The 15078-nt window shown below is 48.3% G+C and carries 11 protein-coding genes; 10 read left to right on the forward strand and 1 reads right to left on the reverse strand.

Going from position 1 to position 15078, the window contains the following annotated elements; all coding sequences use genetic code 11:
* Position 1: 1 nt before the first annotated feature.
* Positions 2–1459, reverse strand: a complete 1458-nt coding sequence (locus ACFQ88_RS18915) for a spore germination protein (protein ID WP_379455264.1) — start codon at positions 1457–1459, stop codon at positions 2–4.
* A 277-nt stretch (positions 1460–1736) separates the two neighbouring features.
* On the opposite strand from ACFQ88_RS18915, the gene ACFQ88_RS18920 reads away from it, so the two are divergent.
* The 10 genes from ACFQ88_RS18920 (at position 1737) to ACFQ88_RS18965 (ending at position 15035) form a co-directional block, all read left to right on the forward strand.
* Positions 1737–3866, forward strand: coding sequence for a NosD domain-containing protein (locus ACFQ88_RS18920; protein WP_379455266.1), 2130 nt, complete (start codon positions 1737–1739; stop codon positions 3864–3866).
* Between the two features lie 207 nt (positions 3867–4073).
* The gene (locus ACFQ88_RS18925; RefSeq protein WP_379455268.1) at positions 4074–5822 is read left to right on the forward strand and encodes a sensor histidine kinase; all 1749 of its coding nucleotides are present in this window, start codon (positions 4074–4076) and stop codon (positions 5820–5822) included.
* A complete protein-coding gene (locus tag ACFQ88_RS18930) occupies positions 5815–6882 on the forward strand; it encodes a response regulator (RefSeq protein ID WP_379455270.1) in 1068 nt (355 codons plus the stop codon). Before ACFQ88_RS18925 ends, ACFQ88_RS18930 begins: the two co-directional genes overlap by 8 nt.
* Positions 6883–7030: 148 nt before the next feature.
* Positions 7031–8719: an extracellular solute-binding protein gene (locus tag ACFQ88_RS18935; protein ID WP_379455272.1), complete on the forward strand. Its 1689-nt coding sequence runs from the start codon at positions 7031–7033 to the stop codon at positions 8717–8719.
* A 59-nt stretch (positions 8720–8778) separates the two neighbouring features.
* Positions 8779–9669: an ABC transporter permease gene (locus ACFQ88_RS18940; protein ID WP_379455274.1), complete on the forward strand. Its 891-nt coding sequence runs from the start codon at positions 8779–8781 to the stop codon at positions 9667–9669.
* 16 nt (positions 9670–9685) lie between these two features.
* Positions 9686–10576, forward strand: a complete 891-nt coding sequence (locus tag ACFQ88_RS18945; RefSeq protein WP_379455276.1) for a carbohydrate ABC transporter permease — start codon at positions 9686–9688, stop codon at positions 10574–10576.
* Between the two features lie 23 nt (positions 10577–10599).
* Positions 10600–11529, forward strand: coding sequence for a metallophosphoesterase family protein (locus ACFQ88_RS18950; RefSeq protein ID WP_379455278.1), 930 nt, complete (start codon positions 10600–10602; stop codon positions 11527–11529).
* 405 nt (positions 11530–11934) lie between these two features.
* A complete protein-coding gene (locus tag ACFQ88_RS18955) occupies positions 11935–12600 on the forward strand; it encodes a GntR family transcriptional regulator (RefSeq protein WP_239625479.1) in 666 nt (221 codons plus the stop codon).
* A 20-nt stretch (positions 12601–12620) separates the two neighbouring features.
* The gene (gene ilvD, locus ACFQ88_RS18960; RefSeq protein WP_379455281.1) at positions 12621–14312 is read left to right on the forward strand and encodes a dihydroxy-acid dehydratase; all 1692 of its coding nucleotides are present in this window, start codon (positions 12621–12623) and stop codon (positions 14310–14312) included.
* 198 nt (positions 14313–14510) lie between these two features.
* Positions 14511–15035, forward strand: coding sequence for a VanZ family protein (locus ACFQ88_RS18965; protein WP_379455283.1), 525 nt, complete (start codon positions 14511–14513; stop codon positions 15033–15035).
* The last annotated feature ends 43 nt before the right edge of the window (positions 15036–15078 follow it).

The following is a 15078-nucleotide window of genomic DNA, read 5'->3' on the forward strand; positions in this document are numbered from 1 at the left end:
CTCATTTTTTAGGTTCAGTTTGTGCATCAAGCTTACGAGGCCTGCGAATCAGCACGTCTTTAAGACCACGGGGGACCAGCGGTGCGACAGGGGTTAGAAAAGGCGTCCCGAAAGAATTAAGTTGGACCATATGGATAACAATCGCAATAATTCCGATTGCCAATCCAAATAAGCCAAATGCTCCGGAAAGTACCAATAAAGGGAATCTTAAAATCCGAAGGGGGTAGCCTGCGCGATACCGTGGAATAACAAACGACGCGATACCTGCAGCCGAAACGACGATGACTATTGGTGCGGAGATAATTCCGGCGCGGACAGCAGCCTCCCCGATAACCAAAGCCCCGGCAACGGTCACAAGAGGACCGATCTGCTGCGGCAGGCGAATTCCCGCTTCACGCAAGCCTTCAAACATCAGCTCCATAATAAAGACTTCTATCACGGTCGGAAATGGTGCCCTTTCCCGCAGCGCGGTAATGGTAATCATCAATTTTGGAGGAACCATCTCCGGATGAAAATTGGTTAAAGCTATATAAATCGACGAAAAAACAACTGAAAACAATATGAAAATGTAGCGAATCCAACGACTGAAATTTACAAACACAAAGCGTTCATAATAATCGTCAGGTGCCTGTAGTCCGCCCCAGAATGTTATCGGAGCTAACATTGCAAAAGGGGATCCGTTGGTTAAGATAGCCAATTTTCCCTCGAGCAATCCAGCCGCGACTACGTCCGGCCTTTCTGTGATCCCTATTTGTGAAAAAGGGGAATAATGATGATCTTCAATGAATTCCTCAATATATCCCGATTCAAGTATTCCGTCAATTTGTATTTGACTTAAACGATCCTTTACTTCATTTAATACGGAAACGGAAACGACCCCTTCTAAATAAGCAATAGATATATCGGTATTGGTCAAGCTTCCGATTTGTAATGCTTCCATCTTCAGCTTCGGAGTTGCCAATATTCTGCGCAGCAATGTGGTGTTGGTCCTCAGATGCTCGGTAAAGCTCTCTCTGGAGCCGCGAAGGGTAATCTCGCCTGAAGATTCTTCGATGTTGCGGGTTTCAAATTGAGAGGCATTCACAATAAGTGCAAGATGTTCACCATCGACGAGTATCGCCATGCTTCCTTTTAAAATGTGTTCGGTTATCGCATCCAGACTGGAAACTTTTGCAATTTGGAGTACGGAAAAGAGCTCCTGTTCACACAGCTGGATGAAGCTATCGATGGTTCCAAGACCTTGGGACAGCTCGCTGTACATTAATGGTTTAAGAATGTTAGACATAATGACTTCGGCATTGATCATTCCTTCAACGTAAATCATTAACAGCTTTGTACGGTCATGTATTGTGATTGAGCGAAACATAATGTCCGAACAATTATGAAAAACATGTTTTAAAAGGTTCTCATTCTCGACGATGTTCTCTCCAATAATAGGACTTGATTCAGATCCGTTCATTAACGTCCCCGTCTTTCTTGCCGAAGTTTTTAATATAATGCCCAAATCTGTATATTTCATCCAAAGAGTGGTGGCTGATTCGATCTAGTGTATCTGCGGTTCAACTAGTTAAACCCATCGCTGCTGCGGCGATGGTTTCTTTTTGTTTGTAGCTGCACCTATAAGGCTGCGTCCAAAACAACATTTTTCTACATTGCCGAGAGCATTGTTGCCTCACGTTGTCCCTCTGAGGTCATTTAAAATCAATAGTAGGACGAATATCAGGGAGGCATTGACGATGGAGCACGAGAGCAGGCAGCCGTACGTGGAACAAGATAAGGATATTCAAAGCAACCATCTGACGAAACCGTCGATCACACGGCGAAAGCTGCTGGCTGCCATGGGCGTAACAGGAGTTGCACTGGCTGCCAAATATTTGGTGAACGCAGGGGACGGAGCCGCATACGCCGCCGAAGGCTCCAGCGTTACGAACAATGTATACGGCGGGACCCATTCAGGCCCGCAGGGATCCCGTGCCGGATGGTTCAATGTTCGGGAGCACGGTGCAGAAGGGAACGGACAGAAGGACGATGCTCAGGCATTGACCCGCCTTTTGCAGAGGATTGACAATGGGGAGAAGGCAACGCTGTATTTTCCACGGGGAAGCTACCGCATCGGATCGGATTTGTCTTTTGCCTCGACGCTTGATCTGAGATTCGACAATGGAGCTTCTCTCGTTCCTGACGCAGGAGCAGCTGTTACAATCGACGCGCATTTGTATGCAGGTCCAGCAGCCATATTCGCAGGGGCCGGTACCATTGGCGGATCGATGGGGAAGGGAAGGCTTTATCCGCAATGGTGGGGCGCCCGGGGTGACGGCGTGTCGGACGATACGCAGCCGATCCAGAAAGCATTATCGGTAGCCAAGTCGACGAACGGGGTAAGCATCTTTCTGATGAACGGCGTTTACAAAGTAACCGGTTCTCTGCGCATTTACGGCCATACGAGGCTGGAGCTGGAGCATAATACTGTAATCCAACGATTCCATAACGACAGCTTCCTGTTCAATGGAGATCCGGGCGGACAATACGGCGGTTATGAGGGTCACGGCCATATTATTATAGAAGGCGGCTGCTGGGACGGCAATGTAACGGCTTATCCCGATTCCTTCGCAGGCTTGAATATCGCCCATGGACGATGCATCACGATACGAAACACGACAATCAAAGATATTTCATGGGGACATGCCGTCGAGATTAATTCCAGCAGCGACGTAATTATCGAGCACTGCAGGCTTATCGGCTTTATGAATGCTCCTGACGGCTCACGCAATTACGCAGAAGCGGTGCAGATCGATGTTCCGACGAGCTCGTCGTTTCCATGGTACGGCAAGTACGACGGTACTCCTAGCGAGAATATTACGGTTCGGAGCTGTTACTTCGGAGCCAGCGGAACGCCGGGAACAACGGCCTGGGGCGGGGGAGTCGGCAATCATACCGCAATTCATAACGTATGGACACGTAACATCAAGATTGTAGACAATACATTCGACCGGTTGGGCTATTGGGCCGTCAGATTGTTCAAATTCAATGACTGTCTCGTAACAGGCAACACGATGTACGGCTGCGGCGGCGGAATAGTGATTAACGCTCCCGGAGCGAACACGGAATCTACGAAGGACAAGGATGGAGTGCAGCGCAGTACTCCTCAGACCGGAGCTCGCACGTTGATTACGGACAATATCATTGTCTGCACTACTTTGTATGAAGGTATTGCCTGCACGGGATCTGGCGACGTCAAAGTCGAGCATGCGGTCATCGCACGCAATCTGATTACGGATGTGGCCCTGGCCAAAACATCGATCCTCATTACGCGAAGCCGCAACATTCAAGTAACGGGAAATCAGGTGGCGCGAACGCGGAGGGGCGTTTATGCCGAGAATACGTTTGACTTGATGGTCAACGACAACCAGATCGAAGAGACGGACTATGAAGGCATTTGGTTAGCCAAGGGCGGCAACTATTTCATTCACGGCAATATGCTGAAAAGGTCAGGCAGACATGGGCTCTATTTGACGGAAACGGACGGCTTCGAAGTCCTTGGCAACATTATCGATTCCGCCAGCTATAAGGAGTCCGGAGTATATGCAGGCATTAAGCTGGAAAATGCCGTTATGAACGGTGCCGTTCACGATAATACCGTACGAATGGCTGCTCAGGCACAAAATCGATATGGCCTGGAAATCACGTCCAACTGTACTCGAATCGAGACATTTAACAACGTACTGGCCGGCGCCGACAAGCCGTATATGAACAGTTCCGCAAGCTCTGGCGACCGTTTCAGCCTGTTCGCCCCGAGCGGGTCGCGCTATATCATAAGCGTCGATAACGCGGGCACGCTTCTAGCTGCCCCTGCCCCGACAGCCTGAAGGAGCTTCTAATAAGGTACAATCAACCGTCTCGAAGTCTTATCGGCTCTCGAGGCGGTATTTGCGTATCCGGCGTCCGTATTCAATTGCAGCCAGAACAGGATTATGAAAGTTGCTCGCGAATTCATTCTAGAAATGAACGAGTAGACCCCAGCGAACACTGAGGCTTGCTCGTTGCGACAACAAGAGAAGAGAGGTCATGAGTCCATGCGTCTGCCGTGGGGTTCACCCAAACCCAGTTCATTGAAAACAAGTTTGTTAAATGGTCTGATGATGAGCTCGATTCTTCCGATTATTTTGATCGGGGCGCTATCCTATTACGTCATCTATTTAATTCTTGACAATAAAACGGCCAACGGCGTTCAAAGCACGCTCCATCAAGTAAGAACGAACATAGAAAAAACGTACGATAACTTGAATTACGTTTCTCAGCAGCTGGCAACCCGAGATGTGCAGCTGTTGTTTCAATCCGACGATCCGGCTGAGAAATATGTGCTCAGTCAACGTATTTTCGACTATTTGCAGCAAGTCAGCTTTACCAATCCGGACACAGGTCTGTTTTATATTTATGATTCGCAGACGAACGCAATCTTTTATCAGAATCAGCCGGTAGAGCCGGGCCTCGGAACAGGGGGATTGGAGCCCTTGACACTGTCAAAGGGAGTGATTTTCCACCCGCCTCATAACTCCTTTTCTAACAATAAGGGTTTGGTTTTCTCGGTGTCGCGGCCTCTCAATATTCCCCGGCGTTCCCCGCAAAATATTTATGTGGAATCGAATATAAAGCTGTATGAGCAGGTGCTCAATAGCAAGCAGTATGGCGTTCCGGCGGTGCAAGTCATTGCCGACGCCAAAGGTACTGTCGTGTTCAGTCAGGATGAAGAACGGTTTCCGGTCGGTTTACCTATGGCTGGCTCTTTTAAACAAACGGACGGTTACGAGGTGATAGGCGACGATTATTTTTTTCGTGAATACAGCCCTGAGCAAGGATGGATTCTCTACGCAGTGATCCAGAAAAACATATTACGTAAGGAAATTTGGAACTGGAGCATTGCATGGCTGGTTATCGCTACGGTATCGCTGTTGTTCAGCCTGGCTGCAGGAGCCATGATATGGAGAAAGTTTTATTATTCGCTGCACAAACTGAATCGCGAAATCAGGCAGTTCGGCGATAACCGATTTCACGAAGCAGAGATCACACGTCCGCCTATTGCAAGGACACAAGTAGTAGAGCTGGATGTGCTGTTGGAGCAGTTTGAAGATATGCGCTCGAAGATCTGGATGCTGTTGACCGAATTGAAGCGAAATGAAGAGGACAAGCGGCATTTGGAAGTGGAGAAGGTAGTCGCTCAGATTAACCCGCATTTTCTGTATAACACCTTGAACACAGTGCAGTGGATCGCCAAAGCGAATCAGCAAGAGGAGATCGTTCAATTTCTTACTATCTTTATCAGGCTGCTCCGCTACAATCTGGGCAAGGACGGCGGGCAGGTGCCTTTGCAAAATGAAATCAATGCTTTGCAGGACTACATCGCTTTGCAACAAATGCGGTATAACTATGAGTTTGCCCTTAGGGTTCATGCGGTTCCGGAAGCGATGCACGTGAAGGTTCCCCGCTTTTTGCTGCAGCCTTTAATTGAAAATGCAATCTATCACGGATTAACGGAGGATCAGAGCACGATTGAACTTAGAATTACAATGGAGGACGATGTATGCTTGCTGGTTCAGGTCATTGATAACGGGAACGGCATGAGCGAGCAGGAGATCGAGAGATTGATGATGAACGATATTCCGGAGCGCGACAAAGTCGGTATGGGTATCGGACTGAACTATGTGAACACGATGTTAAGAGCTAATTACGGCGAAGAAGCGAAGCTGCATACTGTCAGCTCCAGGGAGCACGGCACTACGATGTATTTCCGGCTGCCATTGAAGGGGGATCATCCAGATGATTAGAGCGTTGGTAGTCGATGACGAATATTTTGTCCGAAAAGGATTTATCTCCACGATGCAGTGGGCGGAGTTCGAAATAACGGTGGTCGGCGAAGCGAGCAACGGCCGAAAAGCACTGGAGCTGATGGAGCAGGAGTCCGTCGATTTGTTAATAACCGATCTTGCCATGCCTGTGATGAATGGCTTTGATCTGATGCAGGAAGTTCGCGAGCGGTTTCCGCATGTACATATGACCGTACTGACGTGTCATGAGGATTTTAAATACATTCAGGATGCGCTTCGATTAGGCGCAATTGACTACATCGTGAAGACCGAATTGGAAAACGATCTCATGCAGGAAGCGCTCCGGCGCATTACTATGAGGATTCGTGGTTTGAACGATACACGGCAGAGCGGGCATGAACAGTCACATGGAATGGAATCGGTTGTATGGTCCGAGGATGACGAGAAGAGGCTGCAAGCCCTTATCGACGAATGGCTGCCTTTATATTGGGCGCTCAAGGAACCGCAATTTGACAGCTTGTGCAAACGTATGGAAGAGATGGAGCTACCGATCTCCAAGCTGCACAAAGTAATGCACTATTTGCTGGTGGAGTGGAACCGGACGCTAAACTCGGACTTTCTGCACGTATGGTTAACCAAAGCGGAGTCGATTGACAGCTGGATGTCATGGTGTAGGTTTATGACGGAATTTCGCAACCATATTCAACGCATGTTTCACAGATCCTCGTATCCAGAAGATGTCGTCCTTCGTATTCTGGAAGCGGCGGAGCTTGCCAAGCTTCACCAGGATTACAAGCTGACGCAAAACGAAGTAGCCCGCAAGATGATGCTTAGCCGCGGATATTTCAGCAAATGCTTCAAGGATTTGATGGGCATTACCTATCAGGACTACATTAAGGAGCTTCGTCTGACGAGAGCGATGACGCTGCTGCTGCAAACCTCCAAGTCTATCGCAGATATCGCGGAAGAGTGCGGTTTTCTTGACCACCGATATTTCAGCAGGCAGTTTCGCGAGAAGACCGGTTTGCTCCCTTCCGAATACCGTCATCGTCAAGTGTGAGCCATGTTGTGCGGATGGTCGATTATTGTTCGGGAAAAAGAAACATTTTTCTACCAAACCGGGAATCGTAATGACTCCCTGCCTAGCGGGACTATCCGATACAATGAAGCTGAAGCGAAGACAAAACCAATCACGGGGGGTTCCGCAAGTGAGCAAACGACAAGTCAACCGAGTAAAGAGGACGTTCATACCGATAGTGACGCTGCTGGCTCTTACTGTATCGGGCTGTAGCGACGGCAGTGGAGGAGATGACGCCGTTCCCAAGCAGCCGGCCGGCAATGCTGCAGAAAAGCCGGATCCGTACGGAAAGTACAGCGAGCCGGTAACTGTCAATCTGGGCTATTACACTCCGGCGGAGAACAAATGGCCTGAAGGCAGCAAGGATACGTTGACCGATAACCATTACACGAAGCTGATTGAAGAAAAGTTCAATATCAAAATCAATCATGCATTCGAGGCGCCGCAATCCGGCTACGACCAGAAGGTCAGCCTGCTCGTTTCGAGCAACGACATTCCCGACTTTTTGTTCGTTTCCCAGAGCGACTACAACCTGCTGGTGGAATCCGACATGCTGGAAGATTTGACCCAGGTGTATGATCATTATGCGTCGCCGCTATTGAAGAAAGTGATCTCAGGCTACGGTCCCGACTTTATCAAGAAAGTGACTTATAAAAATAAGCTTTATGGGATTCCTTCCACCGTGCCCGCGCATGATAACGACAATATGGTCTGGATTCGTACAGACTGGCTGAAGCAGGTCGGTATCAACTTGCCGAAAGTAATTACGTTGAACGATTTGGAGAAGGTGGCGCGCGCATTCATAGAGCAGGATCCGGACGGGAATGGCAAGAAAGACACCTACGGCATTCAAGGAACTTCGACCTTCGTAACCGGCACGACGAATTACAATTCGTTCGACGGGGTATTCACGGCTCTGAAATCATTTCCCAAAATATGGGTGAAAGACTCTGGAGGGAATATCGTATACGGCTCCACCATGCCGGAAACCAAGCAGGCGCTTGCCAAGCTGAGAGAATGGTATGCGCAGGGCTTGATCGACAAAGAGTTCGGCACGATTAAGCCCGATCAGGTTGCCAAAGACATCAGCGCCGGCAAGGCGGGCATTACCACGGGCTACACGTGGGCTCCGGCCAAATCGCTTGCGGATTCGGTCAAGAACGATCCGAAGGCGGAGTGGGATTCCTTCATACTGGCTGCGTCGGACGGCAAATGGTATAACCGCCAGCCCAACCCGATGGGGCGGATTTTGGTCGTGAAGAAAGGGGCCAAAAATCCGGAAGCGATCGTCAAGCTGATAAACTGGTTCACTGATATGGATAATATGGCTCCGGGCTATCCGAAATTGTATAGCGATAGCCCGGGAACCAACTGGCAGGTTCGTCCGATCCAGCGTACATTCCGTGTGAAATCGACCGTCTATGACCGCTTCCAGCGGCTTCAAGATGCCGCATCCGGCAAGCTGAAAAGAGAAGAGCTGCCTGAGTCGGACATTAAGCTATTCGACCAGTACCAGAAAGGGATGGGCGCTCTGAAAGCGAGTCCTTCGGATTGGGCGTATATACTGTATCAATTCAATGCCGGCAAAAACGTGCTGAATCCAATCAATACGGAAGTATACAGCGAGTTTTACGGGATAACGAAATCGATGGAAATGAAGTGGGCCAATTTGGCCAAATTGGAGGATGAAGCGTTTCTCCGCATTATCGTAGGGGATAAGCCGCTTGATTATTTCGAAACCTTCGTTTCCGAATGGAAGAAGCAGGGCGGAGATGATGTGACCAAAGAAGTCCAGAAAGAAGTCGAGCGGTTGAAATAAGCGGCAGGGTCCCGTGGGACCCTGTTCCAATTATTCCATCACCGACGGAAAGGAACGGCATGGAGAACAAAAAAGTACAGCTTCATTACCATTTTATGCTTTTGCCCGGAATGCTGCTGCTTGCGGTATTTCATTATTACCCGATGCTCGGAGCGGTTATCGCCTTCAAGAAATTTCTGCCGGCAAAAGGCATTTGGGGCTCGCCCTGGGTCGGATTGGATAACATCAAATATATGTTTCAAATTTCCGACAGTAAAGTCATCTTTTTTAACACAGTATTCATTTCACTAATGAAAATAGCAGCACATCTGATCGTTCCGCTTGCTTTCGCTCTGCTGCTTAACGAATTGAAAATGCGCACTGTGAAGCGTTGGATTCAGACGATCGTCTATTTGCCTCACTTTATGTCATGGGTTATTTTGTCGGTTATCTTGACTCAAATGTTGTCCTTGCGCGGCATCGTCAATCAGGTGCTTGGACTATTCGGCTATGAACCGATCCTGTTTCTTGGCAGCAACACATGGTTTCCTTACGTGCTCGTCGGCAGTGATGTGTGGAGGGATTTCGGCTTTTCCGCCATCGTTTACTTGGCTGCGTTAACAGCCATTAATCCTTCACTATATGAAGCGGCAGAAATTGACGGAGCAAACCGCTGGCACAAATTGATTCATGTCACGCTGCCGGGCATTTCGGCGACAATCATTCTGCTCGCGACTTTGTCACTGGAAAAGGTGCTGAGCGCCGGCTTCGACCAAATTCTGAACCTGTACAATCCTCTCGTGTATGCGTCGGGCGATGTGATCGACACTTACGTATACCGTGTCGGATTATTACACTCGCAATATGGAATTGCAAGCGCTGTCGGACTGATGAAGTCGGTGATCAGCTTCTTCCTGATCGTGCTCTCTTACCAGCTGGCTTCCAGGTTCGCGAATTACCGGATTTTCTGAAAGGTTGTGTTTATTTGTGACTACGTACGGCAAGAGCTTCGGCACTTTAGCAACGAACGCCATCATTCTGATAGCCTTGCTTCTTATTGCCTTTCTTTCGTTGTTCCCCGTTGTGAATTCCGTCTCCATTTCCTTAAGCGATAAGGCGGCGGTGTCGGCAGGACGCGTAACCGTATTTCCCGTGGAGTTCAGCCTGGCAAACTACAAGACCCTGATGAGCGACAAACAGTTTTTCGTTTCGTTCGGTGTGTCGATAAAACGCGTCTTGCTAGGCGGAACAATCCAGTTTATTATGACAGTATTGATGGCTTTTCCATTATCTAGGACACCGCAGAGATTTAAGGGACGCAACGTATATATGTGGTGCCTTGTGATCGCCATGCTTTTCAGCGGAGGCTTGATCCCGTGGTATCTTACGATCCGTTCTGTCGGCTTGATCGATACGATCTGGGCTCTCGTTCTCCCCGGCGCGGTGCCGATATTCAATGTCATATTACTGATGAACTTTTACCGCAACTTGCCGAAGGAGCTGGACGAAGCTGCCATGATGGACGGCGCGGGACCGTGGAACACGCTGTTCCGCCTATATCTTCCGCTCGGCCTTCCAGCTATAGCTACAGTAACGCTGCTTAGCGTAGTAGGGCATTGGAACGCTTTTTTCGATGGATTGGTGTTAATCCATACGCCTGCTAACATGCCGCTGCAAACCTATATCAACACCTTCTTGCTGCAGCCGGCGCAAATAGACAATATGGATCCGGAGATGCTGAAGACGCTTATGCAAACGTCCGACCAAGGACTGAACGCCGCCAAGGTGATGGTCAGCATGATTCCGATCTTGATGATTTATCCGTTCCTGCAGCGGTATTTCATTCACGGGATTGTGCTCGGCTCAGTGAAGGAGTAAAAGTAGAAAAGGAGTCGATTCCTATGGGCAAAGACAAGATCAAATTCGGCGTTATGGCCGATATTCATCAAGATTTCATGTACCGGGCCGAAGAGCGGCTGCAGCAATTCATTGATCGAATGAACGAAGAGAACGTCGATTTTATTATTCAGCTTGGAGATTTCTGTTTCCCTTACCCGCAAAATAAACCGTTTGTCGCCCAATGGGAACGGTTCACCGGACCGAAATACCATGTGCTGGGCAACCATGATATGGACAAGTGCGACAAGAAGACGATCATGGAATATTTAGGCATGGAGCGCAATTACTATTCATTCGACAGTGGAGATTACCATTTCGTCGTGCTGGATGCGAACTACTTGCTGCTGGAGGGAAGCTGCGTCGATTACGAGCATGGCAACTATCACAAGCACCCCGATGCGATAAGCAACTTGACGGAAGAACAGCTCGAATGGCTTCGGGAAGATTTGGCCGCAACGAACAAGACGACGATTCTGTTCAGTCATCAAAATCTGGAATCGCCCTACAACGATTTCAACTATGGCATCAAAAACAGCGATAAGCTGCGGGCGATTTTGCGAGAAGCGAATGAGCAGGCAGGGTTCCGCAAAGTGATTGCGTGTCTGAACGGTCATAATCATCTGGACGGGGTCAAGGTGATTGACGATATTTACTTCATTCATATTAACAGCATGTCCTACTTCTATATGGGCAAAGACTATGCGGCTACCCGTTATTCAGACGAAGTCATGAAAGCTTACCCATTGCTGGCCAATACAGCGCCATATGAAGACGCATTATACGCTATCGTAACGCTGGAACCGGGAAAGATCAGCATTGAGGGCAGAGAATCGGGCTATGTCGGACCGGATCCTGTTGCATGTGGACACCGCAATCACGCCGGCGGTCATGTGGTCACGGCGCGCATATCGGATCGGAAGCTGCTTTATTAAAAGTAGGTACGACAGCACTTTGATATCGGGATTAAAAAAATCATGGTAGAATCTTCGATGTTTTCGGAGTTTTTAGAGCGGTTGATCGACGAGTGTTCATAGTCAGGAATGGGTTAGGTATTATTAACAAGCCATCGCGTGTTAACGCGGTGGCTTTCATTACTTTGTGGTGGTCTAATTAGGAAATTACGCCTCGAATATGTGGAATAACCGGTTCACCCGATAGCAGGTGTACTAGATCCGTCTCAGTTAGTGAGATTCGAATTAGGCAGCGCCAAACAAGCCACCTATGTAATGGGGCTTTATTTTTTTGCTCAGAATGCGGTTTCCGATAAAACCTCTTGCAATTAATATATGTATGCGATATATTGCATATAAGTAAACATGGAATTGAGGATGATAACCATGCCAGTACCTACCAATTTTGTCTCACCAGCACGGATGTCCGCCAAAGAAAGGGCCTTCTCGCAAATTCAGAGATGGATAATCGATGGAACGCTGCAACCCGGGGAAAAACTTATCGACGCCGAATTGGCGGAATCGCTTGGCGTAAGCCGCACACCGATTCGGGAAGCTTTTCAGCTGCTCGAAGTACAAGGGCTTGTTACCACACATCCTGGAAAAGAAACCAAAGTAACAGAAATTGAGAAGGACGACATCTTCAAGATGTATTCAACGATGGCAGCCCTTCAGGCTTTAGCAGCCGAAATCACCGCCAAGTCTATTGTTCCGGAGCAAATCGAACAGCTCCGAGCGATTAATCTGGATTTTGCAAATTCCATTAAGAGCGGTCAAGCTTATCAAGCCATGGAGGCAGATGAGCAGTTCCATAACCTCATTGTAGAGCTGTCGGACAATCCTTACATCGCTTCATTCAGCGCTTCGCTTCAAATTCATATCCGGCGTTTTAAATATGTGTTCTTAAAGCAGCCGATGGCTGCGACACAGGCTTCAGTCGATGAGCATGCATCAATCATTTCAGCTTTTGAGAAGAATGATAGTGATAACGCTCAGGCTATGATGAAACAGAATTTCATCCGTCCGATGCAGGAGCTGCACGGATTACTCTAAAAAGACTGGAGAGATGTACAATGTCGAACGGAAAAGATCTCCGTATTCGCAGCAAAGTAATAAGTGAAGGTGTGAATCGGGTACCGAACAGAGCGATGCTGCGCGCCGTTGGTTTTACTGATGAAGATTTCAAAAAGCCGATGATTGGCGTAGCCAGCACTTGGAGTGAGGTAACCCCGTGCAATATGCACATCAATGATTTGGCTGTTCAAGCCAAGCAAGGCGTCCGTGACCACAGTGGCGCTCCATTAATTTTTAATACGATTACCGTCTCAGACGGCATCTCGATGGGGCATGGCGGAATGCTGTTCTCGCTGCCAAGCAGGGAAGCCATTGCAGATTCTATTGAGATTGTTGCAGGGGCCGAGCGCTTTGACGGTCTTGTAGCGATAGGCGGATGTGACAAAAACACGCCTGCCTGTCTGATGGCTATCGGGAGGCTGAATATTCCTTCCGTTTATGTGTACGGAGGCACGATACAGCCTGGGAAACTTGACGGTAAAAACGTCGATATCGTTTCGGCTTTCGAAGCAGTCGGTCAATATCATGAAGGTAAAATTACGGATGAACAGCTCTATAAGGTAGAATGCAGCGCTTGCCCGGGCCCAGGCTCCTGCGGCGGCATGTATACCGCCAATACAATGGCCGCTGCGGCGGAAGCAATGGGGATGAGCCTGCCCGGCTCCTCATCAACCCCAGCCATTTCACCTGATAAAGGAGCCGAATGTGCTGCAGCAGGCAAGCAAGTTATATCGTTGCTCGAACAGGAGATCTATCCCAAAGACATTATGACGAAAAAAGCGTTCGAAAATGCGATTACGGTTGTTATGGCTTTGGGTGGTTCAACAAACGCATTCCTGCATTTGCTCGCCATTGCCCATTCGGTAGAGGTCGATTTAACATTGGACGATTTTGAGCGGATCCGTCTGCGTGTTCCTCATTTGGCGGATCTGAAGCCAAGCGGCCGGCATGTCATGCAGGATTTGAACGAAATTGGCGGTGTTCCGGGTGTAATGAAGCTATTACTCGCTGAGGGGCTTCTTCATGGTGATTGTCTGACGGTCACAGGGAAAACCTTGGCGGAGAATCTAGCCGAAGCAGCTCCGCTGCAGGACGATCAAGAGATTATTCGTCCATTGAATCAGCCGCTAAAGCCGAATGGACCCTTGGTTGTACTGAGAGGTAACCTTGCACCTGAAGGTGCCGTTGCCAAAATGTCAGGTATGAAGAAGCAGCGCTTTGTCGGACCGGCCAAGGTGTATGACAGCGAAGAGGACGCAACCGAAGCCATTTTGAGAAATGAAATCCATAAAGGCGATGTACTGGTTATTCGCTACTGTGGCCCAAAGGGCGGACCGGGTATGCCGGAGATGCTATCTGTTACTGCGCTGATTGTAGGTAAGGGACTTGGCGGGGAAGTCGCCCTTATTACGGATGGCAGGTTCTCTGGAGGCTCGCATGGATTCGTAGTCGGCCATGTATCACCCGAGGCACAGGTAGGCGGTCCGATCGCGCTGCTAAGGAGCGGGGACATAATAACCATCGACAGTGAAACGCAGCAGATTATGTTTAACGCATCCGAAGAGGAGCTGGCTGCTCGGGCTCGTGCATGGGTGAAGCCACCGCTCAAAGCTTCTTCGGGTGTGCTAGTCAAATATGCAAGACTCGTATCTTCCGCATCTAAAGGTGCAGTGACCGATCTCTCAGAATAAAAATAATAACCTAAGACACGGCTGCCGCGATGGATTCGGCAGCCGTCTTGTGCTAACGGGCAGAACAATATCAATTTAATAAAAATTTTAGATTTAGCCTCATTTCTTTTTAAATAGTTTTCCTTAAAATCGGGTGGATGAATGGTCTCGGTTTATTGTTCACTGGAGATTGAGCTTAAGGAAAATAGAGGATGAGGAATGAAACAGAAGAGATTATTATTTGATATTGTGATCCAAGCACTGCTCGGCTTGTATGTGTTCGGATTATTCAAAGTGATATTATTTAAGTTCGGCACGATCGATGTGCCATTTCTATATCGCCAGCTGAGACGAAATTTGGCTAACCCTCATTATATTGCCTCGCGGCTGAATGAAGGGAATCTGATTCCGTTTCATGAAATATCCAAATCATTTCATGTATTTTCGAGCCATCTGCTCTATAACCTGTTAGGAAATATCGTGATTTTCATCCCTTACGGTATTTTACTTGGCCTATTATCAATAAACAAAAGAAAGCTATCGTTTGTAGATGCGCTCCTGTGTTCTTTTGGTTTAAGTCTATGCTTGGAATGCGCGCAAACCGTATTTTCCATTGGAATTTTTGATGTTGATGATCTTATTCTAAATTCCTGCGGGGGCTTGATCGGTTGGATTGCGTTCCGATTATGTGCTAAGTTTAAGGTAGCTGTACCAAATTCATTAACCAAGCCAAGCGAATCTTAGCCGGAATCACTAGGAATAAACGATTTAATATATGTAATACTAC

It is taken from the genome of Paenibacillus sp. NPDC056579, assembly GCF_042793215.1.
Taxonomy (GTDB): Bacteria; Bacillota; Bacilli; order Paenibacillales; family NBRC-103111; genus Paenibacillus_S.

What these genes read in the sequence shown, in the direction of transcription:
- ACFQ88_RS18915 (WP_379455264.1), bottom strand. Translation starts at nt 1,459, where the DNA reads ATGAACGGATCTGAATCAAGTCCTATTATTGGAGAGAACATCGTCGAG.
- ACFQ88_RS18920 (WP_379455266.1), top strand. Translation starts at nt 1,737, where the DNA reads ATGGAGCACGAGAGCAGGCAGCCGTACGTGGAACAAGATAAGGATATT.
- ACFQ88_RS18925 (WP_379455268.1), top strand. Translation starts at nt 4,074, where the DNA reads ATGCGTCTGCCGTGGGGTTCACCCAAACCCAGTTCATTGAAAACAAGT.
- ACFQ88_RS18930 (WP_379455270.1), top strand. Translation starts at nt 5,815, where the DNA reads ATGATTAGAGCGTTGGTAGTCGATGACGAATATTTTGTCCGAAAAGGA.
- ACFQ88_RS18940 (WP_379455274.1), top strand. Translation starts at nt 8,779, where the DNA reads ATGGAGAACAAAAAAGTACAGCTTCATTACCATTTTATGCTTTTGCCC.
- ACFQ88_RS18950 (WP_379455278.1), top strand. Translation starts at nt 10,600, where the DNA reads ATGGGCAAAGACAAGATCAAATTCGGCGTTATGGCCGATATTCATCAA.
- ACFQ88_RS18955 (WP_239625479.1), top strand. Translation starts at nt 11,935, where the DNA reads ATGCCAGTACCTACCAATTTTGTCTCACCAGCACGGATGTCCGCCAAA.
- ilvD (WP_379455281.1), top strand. Translation starts at nt 12,621, where the DNA reads ATGTCGAACGGAAAAGATCTCCGTATTCGCAGCAAAGTAATAAGTGAA.
- ACFQ88_RS18965 (WP_379455283.1), top strand. Translation starts at nt 14,511, where the DNA reads ATGAAACAGAAGAGATTATTATTTGATATTGTGATCCAAGCACTGCTC.